We start from the raw sequence: 19644 nt of genomic DNA on the forward strand, positions 1-19644 counted from the left end.
ACCGCATGATCGCCCCACGACCGAACTGCCGCTCGATCTGCGACAACGCCGCATCCAAGGCCTTCTTGCGCTGGTCGTCCATGGTCCCGCGTTCCTCCATCCGGTTACCGGGGAGCCCGTGACAGGCCCGCCCGAGCGTCTGCGCAGCGCGCGCTCGTCAGCGCAACGCCGACCGGAGGAGGTGCAGGCTGGTGAACGCGGTCCGTTCCCGTTGCCAAGGCCCACCTAGAGGTGGCAGGTCCACGGTTCTCACGGAGGTGCCCGTTCCACTAGCGATCGCGATGACTACCCGCGTGAGCGGGCGTTCTTCTCCTGCCGGTCCGGCGCCCCGCGCACCGGCGGAAGTCGGAGTCCGCCCCGGTCGGGACGAACCTCCGTTCGCGGTTCCGGCGCTTCGGGGGGCACTGCGTTCATCCGAGTTCGCATCGTCGTAGGCCGCCAGCACCGGGACGCAAGGTCCCAAGTTGGCCACGCCTAGGTCGACCTTGAAGAACGCCCGCACCGCGATCGCCAACGCGACGGCCACCTCGACCACCCCGTGGGGCAGTCGGTCGAGCAGCGAGTTGTCCACGCCGAGCGCTCTCATGGTCTCCGAGTCGCATGCTATCACGCTGCCACCGATGGCCCCGACGGCGCGCGTCGGTGCGTGCGTGGCGCCCGCGAGGGAGGTCGGCCGCGCCAGGGGGTCGACGCCTTCGTCGGCGCCCACCAGGTAGCCGGTGAGCACGCCGCCCGAACTGCCCTCGGCGATGGCGACGCGCTGGCGCCTGGCCCGCAACGCCGCGAGGACGAGGCGCGGCAGCTCGTCGGCGTCGTGGCCCCACACGCTGCCGTCGAGCAGGCCGGCCACCTTGCTGAGCGTGGGCCGGGCCAGCGCCGCCGCATGGTGGGCGTCCTGCGCCTTGGCCGCTACCCGTACGTGAACCCCGTCCGCCTTCGCGTACGTGGCCACGCTGGGGTTCGCCTGGTCCGTGAGCGCGCCGAGCCTCTCGGCCACCGCGGACTCGCCCACGCCGATGGTCTTGAACGTGTGAACGAAGAAGCGGCTGGTGGGTAGCGGGAGGCGCGGCATGGCCTCCTGGCGCCACATGCGGTCGAGTTCGCGCGGCGGCCCGGGCAGGGTGACGATGTACCGGGCCGCTCCGCCCCAGGTTCCTCGCACCAACCAGCCGGGCGCCGTGCCCACCGGGTTGGGTAGCACCTCGGCCGACGGGATGACGCGCGCCTGGCGCAGGTTGGAGGCCGGCATGGGCCGCCCACCCGCCGCGAAGCGGTCGCGGAGCCACGCCTCGATGGCGGGGTCGACGTGTTGCTCCTCGCCCACGACGCTCGCGACGGCGTCGCGCGTGAGATCGTCGTCGGTCGGACCGAGGCCGCCGGCGAGGACGATCAAGTCGCTCCGCTGCAGCGCCAGGCGCAAGGCCGCCGCGATGCGGGCGAGGTTGTCACCGACCCTGACCGCCCAGAAGACGTCGACGCCCGCCTCGGCCAGGTCGGCGGCGACGCGGGCGCTGTTGGTGTCCACGATCTCGCCCAGGAGCAGTTCCGTGCCGACGGTGATGATCTCGGCGTTCGCGATGGCGTTCATGAGGGAATCTACCAGGTGGGACTGGCGCGATCCGCACGTGACAGCCCACGGCGCATGTAGTAACCTGTGGGCGGTTCCTCCCCCCTAGGAACCAAGGTGAGGGCTTAGGCCTTCCACCATCTCCTCTCTTTGACCCTGCGATCCCCCACGCAGGGTCATTCTCATGTGGGTCCGACCCCTAGTGATGCCGGCTCCGGGCCGTGCCGACCGGGCGGCCGGGACCGGCCTAGAGGGTCAGGGCCCGTGCCCAGCCTGACGGGGACGGCGCCGCGGCCGGTGCTAGCATGAACCATGACCACGACCAGACCCACCTCGACAAGCGCGTCCAGGACGGCGGCTGGCCGGTCTCCGGCAGGAAGGTCCGCCGCGGGCGTGGAGCCCTCGGCCGGGCCCGATGCCGCTCACCCGGCAACGCTCGGCGCCCTGCGCGGCACGCGCTGGGAGCGCTTGGCCGGGCGCAGCGTGCGAGACGAACTCCGCGCCAACCTCGTCGCCCTCCTGCAACGGGGAGACGAGCTGTTCCCCGGCGTGCTGGGCTACCAGGACACCGTCGTTCCCGCCGTCGTGAACGCCCTGCTGAGCCGCCACAACTTCATCCTCCTCGGCTTGCGCGGGCAGGCCAAGACGCGCATCCTCCGCCAGCTCGTCACCCTGCTCGACCCCGTCGTGCCGTACATAGAGGGCACGGAGCTTCACGACGACCCGTTCGCCCCCCTGACCCTCGAGGGCAAGGAGATCGTCGCGGAGCGCGGCGAGGAGACCCCCGTCGCGTGGCTCGCTCGGGAGCACCGCTACGTCGAGAAGCTGGCCACGCCCGACACCACCGTCGCGGACATCGTCGGCGACATCGACCCCATCAAGGCCGCCCGCCTGGGAACGCGCCTGGGCGACGAGCGCGCCGTGCACTTCGGGCTGCTGCCGCGGGCCAATCGGGGGGTGTTCGCCATCAACGAGTTGCCCGACCTGGCGGGCAAGGTCCAGGTTGCGCTCTTCAACGCCATGCAGGAGGGCGACGTCCAGATCAAGGGCTACCCCATGCGCCTGCCGCTCGACGTGCTGCTGGTGTTCAGCGCCAACCCCGAGGACTACACGGCGCGGGGCAAGATCATCACCCCGCTCAAGGACCGCATAGGCAGCGAGGTGCGCACCCACTACCCGGAGACGGTGGAGGAGGGGATGGCCATCACGGGTCAGGAGGCGTGGACCGCGCGCGAGGAGGGCGTGGTGGTGCCAACGTTCGTCGCGGAGGCTGTCGAGGAGGTGGCGTTCCAGGCGCGCCTCGACCCCCGCGTCGACAAGCACTCGGGCGTGTCGCAGCGCCTGCCCATAAGTCTCCTCGAGAACGTGGTGAGTAGCGCCGAGCAGCGCGCGCTCACGCTCGGTGGCGAGAGCGTCGCCCGCATCTCCGACCTCTTCGCGGCCCTCCCCGCCGTGACGGGCAAGATCGAACTCGAGTACGAAGGGGAACTCAAGGGGGCCGAGGCGGTCGCGCGCGAGATCGTGCGGCGCGCGGTCGGTCAGGTCTACGCGCGGCGGTCCGCGGGTCTCGATCCCGCGGCGGTGGTCGGCTACTTCGACGAGGGCAACAGCCTGCGCCTTCCCGGCGCGCAGCCGTTGGGCGCCTGGCGCTCCCGTCTCACCGTCGTCCCCGGCCTGCTGGGCCTGGCGGCGGCGGTGGCCGCGACGGAGCCGTCCGGCGGCGACGTCGCCCCTGCCGACCTCGAGCTCGTGGCGGCGGAGTTCGTCCTGGAAGGCCTCCATGCGCGCCGCCTCATCGGGCGCAGCGAGGAGTCGGGTTACGCGGCGGCGGAGCCGGCGGAGGCCGGGCCGCGCCCGCGGTGGAACTGACGGCCCGGGCGGCGCTCGGGCCGGTCGGTGCGGAACCGGGCGGGAGGTGAGGCAGGTGGCAACGGTCAGGTACTCCAGGTACGAGGGCGGCCTCGACGACCTCGACATGGCCGACCTCATGCGGATGTTGCAGGAGCGCCTCCTGCAATCCGGGTTCGACCGCGACCCGTACGCCCCCGACCCCGACTACCGCCCCTCGCTGCAGGACCTGTACGACGCGATCGCCCAGGCCCTCATCGACAACGAGCTCGTTGCCCCCGAGGTCGTCAAGGCCGCCCTCGAGGCGGCCGACTGGCTCGATACCGACCTGGGACGGGCCGTCAAGGAGTTGGCCCAGCGACTGGAAGGGGAGGGGTACCTGCGGGCCTCGGGCGCCGAGCCGGGCGCCGACGACGGCGCCGACGACGGCGCCGGCGCGGGCGGCGCGGCCGGCAAGCACGCGAGCGCCAAGCGGTCCACCTTCGAACTGACCGACAAGGCCATCGACTTCCTCGGCTACCGCACCCTGAAGGACGTCCTCGGAGGGGCGGGTCGCTCCAGCATAGGTACCCACGACACCCACTTCACGACCACGGGCGTCGAGGCCACTGGTGCCACCAAGGAGTACGAGTTCGGCGACACCCTCAACCTCGACGTGCCGGCCACCCTGCTCCACGCGGTCGCGCGTGGGGCCGGAGGCATCGGCGGCGGCGTCGGAGGCAACGTCGGAGGCAACATAGGCGGTGGCGCCGGCCGCCTCGACCTCGAGGCGGGGGACCTCATGGTGGTCGAGTCCGAGTACTACTCCTCCGCCGCCACGGTGGTGATGCTCGACTGCAGCCACTCGATGATCCTCTACGGCGAGGACCGCTTCACCCCTGCCAAGCAGGTCGCGCTGGCGCTCGCCCACCTGATCCGCACGCAGTACCGGGGAGACACCGTCAAGTTCGTCCTGTTCCACAACGGCGCGGAGGAGATACCCCTGCAGAGGCTCGCGCAGGCGCAGGTGGGGCCCTACCACACGAACACGGCCCAAGGGCTCAGGCTGGCCCAGCGGCTGCTCCTGCGGCAGAACAAGGAGATGAAGCAGATCGTGATGATCACCGACGGCAAGCCGTCGGCCATCACCCTGCCGGACGGTCGCATCTACCGCAACGCCTACGGGCTCGACCCGCTGGTCCTGGGCGCCACCCTGCGAGAGGTCAACGCCTGCCGGCGCCACGGCATCCAGGTGAACACGTTCATGCTCGCCAAGGACCCCGAGCTCGTCGCGTTCGTGCAGCGGGTGAGCGCCATGACTCGCGGCAAGGCGTACTTCACCACCCCACGCACGATCGGCCGCTACGTGTTGCTCGATTACCAGTCCAGGCGGACGAAGCTCGTCAACTGACCCCGCGCGCCCGGCCCGTCGGCGAGCCGGGCGGCCCCGGCCCAACGGTCCTCACGCGGCGCCGTGAGTAAGTTGTCGGTACCGGCGCCGTGGGCGCCGGAGCGCCAGAGGGAGGCAGACATGGACTTGAGTGTGAGACCCCGCCCCGCGGACACGTCACGGCTCGGCCGAGGTCGCAGCCACCGTCGCCGCGCCGCCCTGCCGGCCCTCCTCCTGCTCGCCGCAGCGACTCTCCTGGGCGGAGCGCACGCCCAATGGGCTCCAGGCGTCACGCAGGAGGGCAGCGCCGTCACGGACGGCACAGTCACTGGCATCACTGGCACCGGCATCACTGGCACGGGCATCACCGTCACTGGCACCGGCGTCGCCTACGGCGAACCGGACCAGGCCGTGCTCACCCTGGGGGTGTCCGTCGCCGACGAGGCGGTCCGCCCCGCCCTCACGAACGCGGACGCGCGCATGGCGGCGGTCAAGCAGGCCCTGGTGACCCGCGGAGTGAGCGCGGACGACGTGCGGACCCTCAGCTTCAACGTGTGGCGGCAGGACGTGTTCGACGACGCCGGCACCGTCGCCGGCGAGCGCTACCACGTCGAACACCAGTACGAGGTCGTGGTTCGCGACGTAGACGCCGTGAGCGAGCTCCTCGCGGCCGCCGTCGACGCCGGCGCCAACAGCGTCGGTGGTGTCAGCTTCACCATCTCGAACCCGGACGAGCTGCGAGCCGCGGCAAGGGAGGCGGCCGTGCGCGACGCCGTGGCGCGCGCGGAGCACCTCGCCCGGTTGACGGGCGTGAGGCTCCTCACCCCCGACCGCGTGACCGAGGGGCCCGTCACCACCGGCGGCGCGCGGTACGACGTGCGCTACGCGGCCGAAGGCCTGGGAGGCGGCGTGAGCGCCGGGCAGCTGTCCGTGCAGGTCGACGTCACCATCACGTTCGCCACCGCCACCCTGGGGAGCGAGTGAGCTCGCTCCCCAGGGCGAGCCAACCGGCCCCTCTGGGCTGCCCTCACTCGAACGAGCGGGACAACCGGTCCAGCGCCTGTATGGCGGGTCCGTAGTTCGGGTCGGCCGACCTGGCCGCCCGGTAGTTGACCTCGGCGCGGTCGACCTCGCCGAGAAGTTCGTAAGCCTCGCCCAGGCGGTAGTACGCCTCGACGTAAGCGGGGCTGCCGGGCCGCGCCTCGCCGGGATCGGTCGCCTCGAACACGTCGATGGCGGCGTTGAACGACGCGATCGCCTCGTCGAGCCGCCCCGCGTACATGAGCAGCCGCCCCTTGTCGACGTAGGGCCACAGCTCCGCGCGCCCCCGCTCCGTGTCCGCGGCCGCATCGAAGGCGGCGATGGCCTCGTCGTAGCGCCCCGCCTGCCACGCCACCCGGCCCCAATCCATCGCGAAGCGGTAGTCGCGGCTGCGCAGGAACGCGTTCTGCAGGGCGCGCAACGCCCCGACGGGGTCGCCCGTGGCGGCGCGCAACAGCCCCTGAAGGTTCACGATGGCGGGGTCGGCGTCGCCCTCCAGGGCGATGGCGCGGTCCAGGGCCGAGGCGGCGCGCTCCAGGTCGCCCGTCAGGTAGAGCGCGCGGGCGAACAGGAAGTGAGCGCGCCCCTCGTCCGGGAAGCGCGCCACCAACTCGGGACCGTTCAGGCGCGCCGCGGAGTTGTAGTAGCCCTGCGCCAGCAACGCCTCCATCTGAGCGAACTCGGCCGCCTGCGCCCAGGCGAGCCCGCCGAGCGAGAGCGCGGCGAGCGAGAGCGCGCCGAGCAAGAGCGCGCCGAGCAGCCACGCGCCCCCGACCAGCGCTCCGTGGCGCGCTCCGCCCGTGGGCCGGCGCCGGCGCGCTTCGCGGCCGGTCGCGCAGGCGCGCGCGACGTGCAGGTGACCTCCGGGCCTCACGCTGTCAGGGTAACCCGGCCCGCCGTGAGAACTCAGCGCGGAACACGGCGGCGCGCCAGCGCGGCCGCCAACCAGTCCAGGCCCTCGTCGGCAAGTCGCGTCAGGTGCAGCGCCGCGTGCTCCGCGATGGGCGGGGCGCTCCTGACGAGGTTGAGGAGGGCGCGCTCGTCGACGGGCCGTTGGAAGGCCGGCGCCACCGCCTGCGAGAGGAAGCCGCGGACCTTCGGGTCGTACGACAGGCCGGCGAAACCCACCCCGAGGCGGGCGGCCAGGATGCAGCCGTGCAACCGCACCGACACGACGTAGCGCGCGCCGCTCAGGGCGCGCAGGGCGGCGGCGGGGGTGCTGGCGTCTCGGACCTCGAGGGTCGGCGCCATGTGGGCCAGGCGCGCGACGGCGGGTGCGTCCTGCCGCGGGTGGAAGGCGGCAGCCGCGAGGGGCACGCCGTCCTCGCTCAACTGCAGCGCCAGGGACTCGAGCGCGGAGTTGAGGGCGTCCTGTCCGCCGCGCGGCACCAACACGACGGGGCCGTCGCGGCTCGGCGGCGCCACGTCAAGGGGCACCTCGACGAGGAGCGCCGGGTCGGCCACCAACACCCCGGTGAGACCCAGTTCGCCGGCCAGCGCCAACGAGTCCTCGTCCCGCACCGCCAAGGGCACCCCGGCGAGGACGCGCGCGACCCGGGCGCGCCCGGCCGGGCTGAGGAGCCCGAGCGACTGCCCGTACACCGCCACCCGCCGCCCCGAGGCGCGCGCCAGGCGCAGCACGCCCAGGTAGTAGTCGAGGCTGCGCGCGCTGGTGGCGTCCTGGAGCAGGCCCCCGCCGCCCGACAGGACGGCGCCTGCCCAGGCCAGCGCGGGCCCCAACCCGGCGAGGCGGTGGAAGGCCCGGACCCCGTGCATGCGAGACGTGGCGCCGGGGTCGGCCGACAGGACCGCAACGCCGAGACCGCGCGCCCGCAGCCCGGCGACGAGCCCGGCGAGGAGCGCCTCGTCGCCGACGTTGCCGGCCCCGTAGTAACCGCTGAGCAGCACCCTCACGCTCAGCGCCTCAGGCGGACGGCCGCTGGCCGTGGGCGTCGGCTGGGGCGCTCCGCAACCAGGCGGTCACGAGCCGGGTGGCCAGGCCGGCGAGGGGCGCCAGGACCGCCCCGACGACGATCCCCACCAGCAGCGCGACGGCCGTCCGCTCGAGCGAGATCAGGAGAGGCGTGTGGTAGTGACTGAACGAGTTGAGGACGCTCGCCTGCGCCACCACCCCTCCGGTGAGGAGCAAGCCGCGCAACCACGCGGGCCAGCCCGGCAGGGCAAGGGCGAGGATGGCGAGCGGATGGCCGAGCAACTCCTTGAACCGCGGGCGCGCCACGAACTCGCCCAGGAGCGAGCGCAGCGTCAACTCGAACTGGCTCACGCCGATGACGGGGTCGTTGCCGCGCCTAAGCAGCACGACCAACACCGCCGCGACAACGACGAGCCCCAGCGCCACGTGCGAGAAGGTGATGTGGGTCGTGAGCATCTGCTTGAGCCAGAGCACGGGCCGCTTCAGCCTGAGCAGGTACGCCGCCAAGAACATGGCGGGCGGGACGACGAGGGTGAGCCCCACCCCGGAGAACGGCCGGATGGCCAGGAGCGTGTCGCGCTCGCTACCGACGGCCGCCAGCAGCAGCGCTCCGGCGAGGCTCACGAGGGTCGCGCCGAGGATGGCCGGCAGCCGCTCCTTGAACGTCAGGTAGCCGAGGGTGGGGAAGACGAGCGCCGCCAACAGGGCAACGGCGTCCCAGGAGGCGCCGGCGAAGTAGACGGCCGCGCCGACCACCAGGGCCATGGCGGCGAGTCCCAACGGCGCTGGGAAGCGGCGCGCCAGCAGCGCCACGCCCGCCAGCACCCCTATGGCGGCGAGGGCGCGCAGCCAACCTGTCGTGACGTAGCTCGTCTCGAGGCTCGAGAGGGTGCCGACGCGGTAACCCTGCGCCGTGAGCGTCTTCGTGAGCGAGGAGACCAGCCTCTCGGTGTTCTCGATCGGGTCGCCCAGCTCGACCGTGGTGTATGGCCGCAGGTAGAGGAGCCGCACGTTGCGCTCCTGGACGGCGAGGAGGTACTTGTCGACGAGGTCGGCGGGGCGCAGGCGCCTGTCGATGTAGTCCTGGTTGAAGCTGAGGAGCCGCACGGTGGGCACCCGCCCGGCAACCTTCGCCATCCCGCTCTGGGGCGTGCCCTCGATGACGGCCGTGTAATGCCCTTGGGAGGCGGCGACCAGCTCCTCGAGGCCCGCCGGCCAGCCCGCCAGTTGCGTGCCGGCGTGCACCAGGTAGGTGGCGGCGGCGGGGAAGTCGCTCCCCACCCCCTCCGTGCGGTAGGGCGCGTTGCGGGGCCGGTAGGCGATGTCGAAGCCCGCCGCCCGCCAGAGCTCGAGCTGCGCCTCGTCCGGACCGGCCGGAAGCACGTTCTTCACGTCGCCGGGCCACAGGTACCAGGTGCGCCCGTCGAGCTCGAACGAACGCGCCGCGGGCACGTTCTTGGCTATCAGGCGGTCGAGCACCCCCGGCGCGAGGGCCGTGACGAGGGTGGCGTTCGACGGGACCGGCGGCGCGGGCCTCCCGGCCGCCACCAGCTGAGCCTTGAGCTCCGACCCGAGCATGGTGGCGGCGTAACCCTTCGCGGCGAGCGTCTCGATGGTGTCCTCGTAGAGCGCCACGCCGGGCAGGCCGAGGGCCTGGTAGCGGCGGCCCAGCTCCAGGCTGGTGACGCCGATCATGTCGCCCTGGGTGGCCAACGCCTGCTCGTCCATGACGATGGCGACCGCCTCGCGGCTACCCTCCGCCGCCACGCGGCGAGCCGCCAGCACGGCGGCCGGGACGAGCGCCAAGACCACGACCGCCCATAGGAGGCGGTCGGCGACCGTGCTCCTGGGGGGCCGGTAGCTCAAGCCCTACCCCTTCCGTGGCGCCGCAGGTAGGCGTCGACGTGATCGACCAGGACCTCGAGCGCCACCCGGTTCTTGCCGCCCTCCGGCAGGATCAGGTCCGCGTACTGCTTGGTGGGCTCGACGAACAGGTCGTGCATCGGTTTCACCGTGCGCCGGTACTGGGCGATCACCGACTGGGCGCTGCGGCCACGCTCCTCGACGTCTCGTTCGAGGCGCCTGATGAAGCGCTCGTCGGGGGGCGCGTCGACGAACACCTTGAGCTGCATCCGCTCCCTCAGGTGGGGGTCGAACAGGACGAGGATGCCCTCGACGATGATGATGGGTGCCGGGGCGAGGCGCAGGGTGGCGTTGGAGCGGTCGTGCTGAGCGAAGTCGTAGACCGGGCGCTCGACCGACTCCCCGGCGGCGAGTCTGTCGACGTGCTGCACGAGGAGTTCCGTGTCGAACGCGCTCGGCTCGTCGTAGTTCGTGAGGACGCGGGCCTCGAACGGCATGTCGCCCTGCGCGCGGTAGTAGGCGTCCTGCGGCAGCAGGAGGGCGTTGCCGGGTCCCGCCTCGGCCAGGAGCGCCTTGGCGACGGTCGTCTTGCCTGACCCGGTGCCCCCCGCCAGCCCGATCACCTTCGGGCGTTCCGTCATCGCTCCTCGGCGGTGGTCGTGGCGCCGGCGGCGGCGCCCGGTCGCCCGGCCGCGCGCTGCGCGGCCGCGCGCTGCGCAGCGGCGCGGATGAAGCCCGCGAACGGTGGGCTCGGGCGCATGAGGCGCGACTTGAACTCGGGGTGCGACTGCACCCCGAGGAAGAACGGGTGACCCGGCAACTCGATCGACTCGACCAGGCCCCGCCCGCGGCCGGCCATCCCAGGCGTGACCCCGCCGATGACGAGGCCCGCGCCCGTGAGGCGCTCCACGTAATCCGGGTTCACCTCGTAGCGGTGCCGGTGACGCTCGGTCACGGTGGCGCCACCGCCCCACTCGGCGTACAGCCCCGCCACCAGGCTGCCAGGGGTGAGGTCCATCGGCCAGCTGCCGAGGCGCATCGTGCCGCCCATGTCGGCGACCTCCAACTGCTCTGGCATGAGGCCGATGACGGGGTCGGTCGTGTACGGGTCGAACTCGGTCGAGTTCGCGCCCGGCAGGCCGGCCACGTTCCTGGCGAACTCGATGACGGCCACCTGCATGCCGAGACAGATGCCGAGGAACGGCACGCCGTGCTCGCGCGCCAGCTTGGCGGCGCGGACCTTCCCCTCGATCCCCCTGATGCCGAAGCCGCCCGGCACCAGGATGCCCGCGTAGCCCGTCAGGTCACCGAGGTCGCCCTCGACGAGGTCCTCGGCGTTCACCCAGCTGATGTCGACGGCGGCGTCGTTGGCGATCCCCGCGTGCTTCAACGCCTCCATCAGGCTCAGGTAGGCGTCGGGCATGGCCACGTACTTGCCCACCACCGCGATGTCGACGCGCCGCCCGGGGTGCCTCAGCGTGCGGACGGCCCCCTGCCACACGCGCAGCTCGGGCGTCACCTTCTCGAGTCCGAGCAGCTCCTCGACGAAGCGACCGACCCCCTGCTGCTCGAGCATCTCCGGCACCGCGTAGACGAAGTCGGCGTCGTAGGCGCTGAACACCGCGTCTGGCGACACGTTGGCGAACAGCGCGATCTTGCGCCTGCCCCCCTCCGGCACGGCGTACTGCGAGCGCAACACCAGGGCGTCGGGCTGGATGCCGACGCCGCGCAGGGTGGCCACGGAGTGCTGCGTCGGCTTGGTCTTGTGCTCCTCGCTTGCGCTCAGGTACGGCACGAGCGTGACGTGCAGGTAGAGGGTGTTGGCGCGGCCGAGCTCGAAGCGCATCTGCCGGATCGCCTCGAGGAACGGCAACGACTCGATGTCGCCGACCGTGCCGCCGACCTCGACGAGGACGATCTCGGCGTCCGCCGCGTCGCCCGCCTCGAAGATGCGGCGCTTGATCTCGTCGGTGACGTGCGGGATGACCTGCACCGTGTGCGACAGGTAGGCGCCGCGTCGCTCCTGCTCGATGACGCGGAGGTAGACCTGGCCCGTCGTGATGCTGTTGTCGCGCCCCAGGTCGACGTCCAGGAAGCGTTCGTAGGTGCCGATGTCGAGGTCCGTCTCCGCCCCGTCGTCGGTGACGAACACCTCGCCGTGCTCGTACGGCCGCATCGTGCCCGCGTCGACGTTGACGTACGGGTCTATCTTGACGGCCGTTACCCGGTAGCCGCGGGCGCGCAGCAGCGCTCCGATGCTCGAGGTGGTGATGCCCTTCCCGAGACTGGAGACCACGCCGCCCGTGACGAAGATGTACTTTCTGTCCACCGCTCACCTTCCCGGGGCTCAATGCTAGCACCGCGCGCCGTGGCGGGGTCGCCCAGGGGGCGCGCCCCCTGGGCGCGCGGGCGCGTGGTACAGTCGCGCCCGACCCCGCCTTCACGACGGGTCGGGCGCGGCGCGGCACGGCCCGCGCCTAGGAGGCCCAGCTGCGCGTGAACCAGGAACCAGACGAGGCGGCCGAGCCGGGCACGCCTGAGCGCGAGACCGAAGCCCCTGCCGGCGGCGCCTCCCTGCGCCCGGGCATCCTGTTCGTCATGACCGGGGCGTCGGGCGTGGGCAAGGACACCATCAGGCGGGCGGCGGCCCCGTTCCTCGCCGACATGACCTACTCGATCTCCGCCACCACCCGCGCGCGCCGGCCCGGCGAGGTCGACGGCGTGCAGTACCACTTCGTGTCGCGCGGCGACTTCGAGCGGATGATCGACGACCAAGCGCTGCTCGAGTACGCCGACTACGTCGGTGATTACTACGGCACGCCGGAGGCGCCAGTGCGGCAGGCGTTGGCGGAAGGGCGCGACGTGCTGCTCGAGGTGGAGCTGGTCGGCGCCCGTCAGGTCAAGAGGCGCCTCCCGGAGGCCGTGATGCTCTTCATCGCGCCGCCGTCGCTGGCGGAGCTCGAGCGGCGGCTCCGCGGTCGCGGCACGGACAGCGAGGAGAAGATCCAGAAGCGACTCGCGCGGGCCAGGGAGGAGATCCGGGCCCTGCGCGAGTTCGACTACCTGGTCGTGAATGACGAGGTGGGGCGAGCCGTCGAGGAGTTCGAGGCCGTCATCCGCGCGGAACGCGCGCGCGCCAGACTCGTCACGGACGCGCGCCTCGCCGAGTTCCTGCGCGCCGGCCCGGCGGGTCGGACCTGACACCCCCGCCAGGGCGCGTCGCGGGTTAGAATCGACGGTCGACCGCGGGGCGCCCGCGTCGGGCGGGCCGTGAGCGGCCCAGCAGGGAGGGGCCGATGGCTCAAGAAGGGTACGACAAGCTTATCAACCTCACCGACTCGCGCTACCGCCTGTCGATGGTCGTGGCGTTGCGCGCGGCGCAACTGAAGATGGGCGTGCCCACCGTCCTCGAGCCCGGCACGCTGTCCAGCATGGAGAACAGCGTGACCGTCGCGATGAAGGAGCTCGAGACCGGCGCCGGCGTCGTCTGGGGCGACGATCTTCCGCCGCTCGACGAGGTCCGCCGCCTGGTCGAGGTCCGCAAGCCGGAGCCCGTGAACACCTTCGTCGGCACGCCGTTCGACGACGACGACGACTGACGCGCGCGTGACCGTGCCGGCGTCGGCGCGCGGCGGATCGCGGGCTCGCCGTTCCCGACCCGGATGCTAGGCTGATGCGCGATGGCGAGCAAGGAACACCGTCAGCGACTCATCGTCGAGCTGGTCGAGAACGAGTTCATCTCAACCCAGGCTGAGATCGCCGCCCGCCTCGCGCAGGGCGGCATCAACGTGACGCAGGCGACCATCAGCCGCGACGTGAGCGAGTTGCGCCTCGTCAGGGTGCCGTCTGGGCGCGGCAGGCACAGGTACAGCGCCACGCCGATGGTGATGCAAGACGACGTGGAGCGGGAGCTGCGCGACCGCTTCAGGTTGTTCGTGCGCGACCTCGACAGGGGCGAGAACATCATCGTGGTGAGCACCGACGAGGGGCACGCCTCCGGCGTCGCCTTCGTGATCGACAAGCTCGAGCGCGACGAGATCGTCGGGACCCTCGCGGGCCAGAACGCCATCCTCGTGGTGGCGCGCACGGTCGCCGCCGCCCAGGTGCTTCTCGAGGAGTTCGAACGGTTCCTCGAGTGACATCCGCGAGGCGCCGCACCTGAAAGTTCCGTAGGGGGCGTGCTAGCCTTAGCCGCACTGGAGGAACAGATGTCACGTCCGTCCCGCCGCCTGCTGCTTCCCTTGCTCATCGTGTTCGCCGCCGTCGCCGCGCCCCACGCGGCCGTCAGGGCGGCCGCCATGGCCGTGCACCCGTTCGACAGCGACGACCCGCTACTTGGCATGGCCGTCGCCGAAGAACTCGCCACCGCCTTCGCAGGCGTCGACCTGCTCCTCGGGCCCGAGGTGACGTCCGGCGCGGTGCCTCCCATCATGGCAGGCGGGGGGTTCGTCGGGCTCACCCGCGTGACGGGCCAGGACCCGATGTACGGCGCCGCCGGCGTGGGCCTCTTGCGAGGGGCGCTGGGCGTCGACGTCGTGGTGACCGGTCGCGTACTCGTCGTGGACGACGCCTACCGCCTCCTGCTCGCCGTGGCCGGACCCACCGGGGTGACCACGGCCACGGTGGAGGCGCCTCACGCCCGGCGCGACCGCCTCGTCGCCAAGGCCGCCCGAGTGGTGGCGCAGGCCGAGCCGACGCTACCGCGCCCGGCTCCACCGGCGGCGCCCGAGCTCGACGGCGCCTACGCCACCTACGTGACGGCGCTGGTGTACGCGAGCGGCGGGCTCGTCGGCGACGCCTCCGCCCTCCTCGCCACCGTGGCCGACGCCGACCTGCCCGGCCGCGCCCTGCGGTTGCGCGAGGACCTCGCGGGAGCCGCCGATCCCACGGCGGCCGAGCCGGTGACCTCCGGCACGCGCCTCCTGCGGCGGGCGCTGTTCGCGCTCGGCGTAGACGCCTTCGACGAGGACGCCGCGTTCGCTGCGTTCGAGGCCGCCGCCGCCGCGACGCACCGACCCGTGGCGGAGGCGTGGGCCGCCGTGCTTGCCGCCAGCGTGGGCGACTACGCCACCGCGGGGGCCGCCCTGTCGACGGCCACCGACGGCGGCGGTTACCCGTACGGCGAGGCGCTGGCCGCCTCCCTGGCCTGGGCGCAGGGCGATCAGGGCGCCGCGCTCGCCGCGGTGCGCGCCCTGACGGGGCGCGCCCTGACGGGGCGCGCAGGCGCCCACCTGCCGGCCGCCCTCCTCGGCGCCTCGTTGGTGGCTCAGCTCGCCGACGCGGCCGACGAGGAGACCGCCGCGCTCGAGGCGCTCACGCGCCAGGCGCCGTTCCTCGTCTACCCGTTCGAGCGGTTGTCGTTCCTGGCCTTCGACCGCGACGACGCCCTGGCGGCGGCGGAGGCGCTGGCCCCCGCCGTCGAGCTGGACCCGGAGTCGGACCTCTACTGGACGAACCTCGGGTGGGCCTACTACCTCCTCGGCTTCCTGGAGCGCAGCGAGGCCGCCTCGCTGAGGGCGGTCGAGCTCGACGCCAACCAGTACATCGCCCTCTACAACATCGGACTGGTGCGAAGCGTCACCGGGAGACCGGCCGCCGCGGAGGAGGCGTACGCCCGGGCCACGCGGCTCGACCCGGCCATCGACGACGAGGCCGTCAAGGACCTCGAGGTCGCGCTGACCCGCTTCCCTGACGCGGCCGGCGTGAGCTACTCCCTGGCGCGCCTCTACGAGGCGGAGGGGCGACGCGACGAGGCCAAGGCGCAGTACGGCCGCTTCGTCGCGATGGCCGGCGACGACGCCGGCTTCGCCACGCAGGTCGGCGCGGCCCGCGAGCGGCTCGTCGCGCTCGACGCGCCGCCGCCGCCGCTCGAGCTCCTCGGCGCGGTGCAGGCCCGACTGGGTGCGCGCGGACCGGACGCCACGCCCTACCACCCCGGCGACCGGCTGTACCCGACCTTCGAGGTCAGCACGCCGGGCGAGCAGCTGCCGGGGCGACTCACGGTGACCCTCACCCTCCTGACCGAGGGGGGCGAGGAGGTGGCCGCGGGCGGCGACGACGTCGTCGTGCCTAGCGGCGCCGTCGGTTACGTCATCGATTCGCTCTTCCTCGACCTGCCGGTCGACCTGGCGCCGGGCGGTTACGAGCTGCGGGTGGAGGTGAGCGCGCTCGACGGCAGCCACGCCGAGGGCAGCGCGACCGTGGCGGTTGCCGGTGAGCCCGTCGCCCTGCGGCGCCTGTTGAGCCGCGGCGTCGTGATGACCGCCCTCGACTCGGGAGCGCCCCTCTACGACGCCTCCATGCTCGCCAGACCTGACGCCCTCACCGATGCGCTCCTGGCCGAGCTGGCGGCCGCCGCCGGCGCGGCCGACGACGCCCTGCCCAGGGTGACGACGGGGCGGTTCGCGGGCAAGAGCGGCGCCGAGCTGTTCGGCGGCAGCACGGCCGCCGACGTCGACGCCTACCTGGCCTACCTCTTAGCCGGCGGCACGGCGGACTACCGGTTCGTGTTCGTGGACGCCTACGCGGCGTGGGCCCTGGACGGAGCGCCGGCGGCGCCCTGACCCCCCGCGGGACGGGGCACCTCCCAGGTGAAGGGGAGGCCCGCTTGGCGCCGATGCGCCGCGTCAGCCCCCGAAGAGGCGCCCGAAGATCCTGAACCCCGCCACGTAGGTCCCGGTGGCCGACCCCAGGGTCGTGAGCACGAAGACGAGCAGCACGCGGGCGGCGCGGTTGCGCCACCAGCCCCGGGCTGTCGTGACGTCGCGCCGCAGCGCCTCGAAGTCGCCGACGCTCGGGCGGCGCAACCATAGCTCGGTCCCCGCCGCCACGAACCCGACCCCGATCAGGGGGTTGAGGGCCGTGAACGGCGACGCAACCGCCGCCGCCACCACCGTCACCGGGTGGGCCAGCGCCACCAGCGCGCCCAGCGCGCTCAGGACCACGTGGATGAGGGTCCACTCCGTCAGCAGCGTGAGGCCGACGTCCGGGCTGCGCAGGAAACCGACGACGAAGCCCGCCAGCACGAGCGCGACCACCAGCCAAGGCAGCGCCTTCGTGAGGGGGGTCGGCGGCGGCACGACCTCCAGGCGCGCCGTGGTCGCGGCGGGGTCGCTCGGCGGCCCCGACAGGAGGGCGGCGACGCCCTTGAGGTGGCCGGCGCCCACCACGACCAGGACGTCCCTGTGGCCGGGAGCGCGCTCCAACAGCCTGGCGACCATGTACTCGTCGCGCTCCGCCACGAGCGGCCGGTAGATGCGCTCGCTCTTGGCCGCGAACTCCGTGAACGTCGACTCCAGGATGTCGCCCTCCTTGAGGGCCTCCACGTCCGCCTCGGAGATCTTGTCGCTGCTGAAGGCGGACGCGATCAGGCCGGCGAACAGCGTGAGTCGCTGCCACCAGCCGAGGTTGGCGTTGACGCGCCTCAGCGTCACGCCGATGTCGCGGTCGATGAGCAGCACCGGCAGCTGCGCGGCCTTCGCCCCGGCGATGGCGGCCCGCATCTCCGCCCCCGGCTCCACCCCGAACTGCTCCGCCATCCGTTGCTGGAACGCCGCCAGGGCAAGGTTGACGGCGAGCATGCCGGCCTTGCCCTGCCTCAGCACCTTCAGCAGGTCCATCTGGGCGTGCGCCTCCGGCTCGGTGAGGGCGCGGTAGCGGCCGGCGTCGAGCTCGATGGCGACCGCGTCGAAGCGGCCGCCGGCGATCATCTTGGTGACCACCTCAGCGCTCGTTCGCGAGACGTGCGCCGTCCCGAGGAGCGTGTAGCGCACTCCCGCTCGTTCCACGACCTCGAGTGGTTGGTCGCCGGCAAGCGCGCGCAGCTCCTCGACCGTGGGAGGGGCGGCGTGCTCGGGGGGCGGGGCGGCGTCGGCGGCCGGCGTGGCGGCGTCGTCGACGCCCGGGGCCGCGTGGGGCTCGTCGGTCATGCCGAAGTGTACCCTCGGCCGCGCACCGCCCCGTCGCGCCCGTCGGGCGCGCCCGGTGGGCGCGCCCGCCGCGTGGCCGCGACCGCTTCATTAGAATCGGGGGGTGAGCATCACCGTTGCCGCTCGAGCGGCACAACGCGGGGGGTCGTATGGGTAGGGTGCCGACGTCCGTCGGGCCGACGTCCGTCGGGCCGACGTCCGTCGGGCCGACGTCCGTGGGGCCGACGTCCGCCGGGCCGACCCTCGTCAAGCGGGTCACGGGTGAGGAGAGCCTCTCGCATCACGTGCGCCTGGCGCGGCTCTGGCTGCCGCTCGCCATCGTCGGGGTCGTCGTCGTCTACCAACTCATCGTCGTGCCGCTGGGCGGCCCGACGTTCCGGTTCTGGGCGCCGCTGCTCTTCTACGGCATCCTGGGGCCGCTGGCGACGTACGTGACGCTGAACTGGATCGCCAGGGAAGCCAAGGCCCACGAGCAGGCGCAGGCGGACCTGGCGCGCCTCTACCGCGAGCTGCGCTCCAGCCACGAGCTGCTGGGCGCCATCCAGGACGTCACGCTTCGCTACGCCGCCGCGCCCGACATCGAGGGCACCATCGCGGTGGCGGTGCGCGGCGTGGCGAAGGTCACCGGCGCCGAGGCCGTCGGGCTGGTGATGGGTCCCGCCGAGTACGGGGCGGCCAGCGGCGTCGGGCTCACGCCCGAACTCGCGGCCGACGCGCAGGGCCGCGACGCGGACCTGCGCCGCGGCAAGGCCGGCAGCGGTCAGCGCGAGGCCCTGGGGGAGTACCTCGGCGCCGACGGCGAGCGCCTGGTCGTCCTCAGCGCGCCCCTGTCGTGGGGTGGGCGTCCCGAGGGCTCGTTGCACGCCTACTACCGGGGGGCCCCGAGCGCCGGCAGTCGCGAGGCGTTCGGCATCCTCGCCTCGCAGTTCTCGGCCGTGGCCGAGGCGACCAACCTGCGCATGCGCGACCTACTCACGCTCATCGAGGTCGACCGGCGCTTGCGGGCCGAGGGCAACCTCGAACGCCTACTTGACGCGGTGCTCACCGAGATGATGGCGCGCGTGGCCGCCGGCGCGGGCGGTGTCTTCCTGCTGGAGGACGGGTCGCGCCTGCAGCTGCGCGCCAGCCTGGGGATCGGGCGCGTCACGGTTCCGCCCAGCTGGAAGGTGGGGGAGGGGATAGTCGGGCGCGTGGCGCTCAAGGGGGAGCCGACTGTGATCGAGAGGCTCGGCGACGCCGAGCGGGCCGCTTCGGGCCCGCTACTCAAGGAGGCCGGTAGCGCGGTGGCGCTCCCGCTGACGACCGACGACAGGCTCCTCGGCGTCATCGTGTTGTCTCACGCCGACGAGGCGCACTTCGACAGGCGCGCCATCCCGTTCCTGGGGCTGCTGGCCACCCAGGCGAGCCTGGCCGTCAGGAACGCCACCGCCTACCTACAGTCGGAGGAGCTCGCCATCGTGGAGGAGCGCGCGCGCATCGCCCGGGAGATCCACGACGGTGTCGCGCAGCTCCTCGCCTTCTCCCTCCTCAAGCTCGACCTGGCGGACAAGCTCCTGCCGAAGGACCCCGAGAAGGCGCGACAGTCGTTGGGGCAGGCCCGCGACACGGTGCGCGAGACCATCAAGGAGGTGAGGCGCTCCATCTTCGCGCTCAGGCCGGTCGACCTGGAGCGCCACGGCTTCGTGGAGACCGTCAGGCGCTACGTCGCCGACTTCGGTCAGCAGAACGACGTCCAGGCTCGCATCGAGGTGGGCGAACTCCCCTCCCTGTCGGTGAAGCAGGAGGCCGTGCTGTTCAGGATCTTCCAGGAGGCGATGCACAACGTTGCCAAGCACGCCAGGGCGAGCGAGGTGGCGGTGCGCCTGGGCACGGCGCCCGACGGGATGGCCTACGTGACGGTGACCGACGATGGCCACGGCTTCGACCCTCAGAGCGTGGGCGACCGGGTGACGTCGGCGGGCGGCCTGGGCCTGAAGCAGATGCGCGAGCGCGTCGAGGCGCGCGGGGGGCGCCTCGACGTGACCTCGCAAGCGGGCGGCGGCACCACCGTCTCGGCGGCGATACCGTCCTGACGCCCGGTGGTCGTGAGCGGGGC

Annotated in this window: 15 protein-coding genes; 8 read left to right on the forward strand and 7 right to left on the reverse strand. The window is 72.7% G+C overall.

Going from position 1 to position 19644, the window contains the following annotated elements; genetic code table 11:
* Positions 1 to 157 precede the first annotated feature (157 nt).
* Positions 158 to 1579, reverse strand: coding sequence for a competence/damage-inducible protein A (locus H3C53_07895; protein MBW7916585.1), 1422 nt, complete (start codon positions 1577 to 1579; stop codon positions 158 to 160).
* Positions 1580 to 1960: 381 nt separating this feature from the next.
* Between H3C53_07895 and H3C53_07900 the strand changes: the two genes are divergently transcribed.
* The 3 genes from H3C53_07900 (at position 1961) to H3C53_07910 (ending at position 5768) form a co-directional block, all read left to right on the forward strand.
* Positions 1961 to 3436, forward strand: a complete 1476-nt coding sequence (locus H3C53_07900) for a magnesium chelatase (GenBank protein MBW7916586.1) — start codon at positions 1961 to 1963, stop codon at positions 3434 to 3436.
* Between the two features lie 106 nt (positions 3437 to 3542).
* The gene (locus H3C53_07905) at positions 3543 to 4805 is read left to right on the forward strand and encodes a VWA domain-containing protein (protein ID MBW7916587.1); all 1263 of its coding nucleotides are present in this window, start codon (positions 3543 to 3545) and stop codon (positions 4803 to 4805) included.
* Positions 4806 to 4931: 126 nt separating this feature from the next.
* The gene (locus tag H3C53_07910; GenBank protein MBW7916588.1) at positions 4932 to 5768 is read left to right on the forward strand and encodes an SIMPL domain-containing protein; all 837 of its coding nucleotides are present in this window, start codon (positions 4932 to 4934) and stop codon (positions 5766 to 5768) included.
* Positions 5769 to 5811: 43 nt separating this feature from the next.
* Here the strand turns inward: H3C53_07910 and H3C53_07915 are convergent, their stop codons facing one another.
* The 5 genes from H3C53_07915 to H3C53_07935 are packed head-to-tail and all read right to left on the reverse strand — an operon-like array spanning position 5812 to position 11935.
* Positions 5812 to 6699, reverse strand: a complete 888-nt coding sequence (locus H3C53_07915; GenBank protein ID MBW7916589.1) for a tetratricopeptide repeat protein — start codon at positions 6697 to 6699, stop codon at positions 5812 to 5814.
* 32 nt (positions 6700 to 6731) lie between these two features.
* Positions 6732 to 7739 (reverse strand): polysaccharide pyruvyl transferase CsaB, encoded by a 1008-nt coding sequence (csaB, locus tag H3C53_07920; protein MBW7916590.1) that lies wholly within the window; start codon positions 7737 to 7739, stop codon positions 6732 to 6734.
* Positions 7740 to 7749: 10 nt separating this feature from the next.
* A complete protein-coding gene (locus tag H3C53_07925; GenBank protein ID MBW7916591.1) occupies positions 7750 to 9624 on the reverse strand; it encodes a hypothetical protein in 1875 nt (624 codons plus the stop codon).
* Entirely contained in the window at positions 9621 to 10262 is a 642-nt protein-coding gene (udk, locus tag H3C53_07930; protein MBW7916592.1) for a uridine kinase, read from the reverse strand. The genes H3C53_07925 and udk overlap by 4 nt, the downstream gene beginning before the upstream one ends.
* On the reverse strand, positions 10259 to 11935 hold the full coding sequence (locus H3C53_07935) for a CTP synthase (protein MBW7916593.1): 1677 nt from the start codon (positions 11933 to 11935) through the stop codon (positions 10259 to 10261). Before H3C53_07935 ends, udk begins: the two co-directional genes overlap by 4 nt.
* Positions 11936 to 12219: 284 nt before the next feature.
* Here H3C53_07935 and gmk point away from each other — a divergent pair, with 284 nt between their 5' ends.
* From gmk to H3C53_07955, 4 genes are all read left to right on the forward strand, one after another.
* Positions 12220 to 12822, forward strand: coding sequence for a guanylate kinase (gene gmk, locus H3C53_07940; GenBank protein MBW7916594.1), 603 nt, complete (start codon positions 12220 to 12222; stop codon positions 12820 to 12822).
* A 95-nt stretch (positions 12823 to 12917) separates the two neighbouring features.
* Positions 12918 to 13220, forward strand: a complete 303-nt coding sequence (locus H3C53_07945) for a DNA-directed RNA polymerase subunit omega (GenBank protein ID MBW7916595.1) — start codon at positions 12918 to 12920, stop codon at positions 13218 to 13220.
* Between the two features lie 81 nt (positions 13221 to 13301).
* Positions 13302 to 13760: an arginine repressor gene (argR, locus tag H3C53_07950; protein MBW7916596.1), complete on the forward strand. Its 459-nt coding sequence runs from the start codon at positions 13302 to 13304 to the stop codon at positions 13758 to 13760.
* 69 nt (positions 13761 to 13829) lie between these two features.
* The gene (locus H3C53_07955; GenBank protein ID MBW7916597.1) at positions 13830 to 16184 is read left to right on the forward strand and encodes a tetratricopeptide repeat protein; all 2355 of its coding nucleotides are present in this window, start codon (positions 13830 to 13832) and stop codon (positions 16182 to 16184) included.
* 63 nt (positions 16185 to 16247) lie between these two features.
* Here the strand turns inward: H3C53_07955 and H3C53_07960 are convergent, their stop codons facing one another.
* The gene (locus H3C53_07960; protein ID MBW7916598.1) at positions 16248 to 17549 is read right to left on the reverse strand and encodes a TraB/GumN family protein; all 1302 of its coding nucleotides are present in this window, start codon (positions 17547 to 17549) and stop codon (positions 16248 to 16250) included.
* A 158-nt stretch (positions 17550 to 17707) separates the two neighbouring features.
* Between H3C53_07960 and H3C53_07965 the strand changes: the two genes are divergently transcribed.
* On the forward strand, positions 17708 to 19621 hold the full coding sequence (locus H3C53_07965; protein ID MBW7916599.1) for a GAF domain-containing sensor histidine kinase: 1914 nt from the start codon (positions 17708 to 17710) through the stop codon (positions 19619 to 19621).
* Positions 19622 to 19644 lie beyond the last annotated feature (23 nt).

This window comes from Trueperaceae bacterium, assembly GCA_019454765.1.
Lineage (GTDB): Bacteria > Deinococcota > Deinococci > Deinococcales > Trueperaceae > JAAYYF01.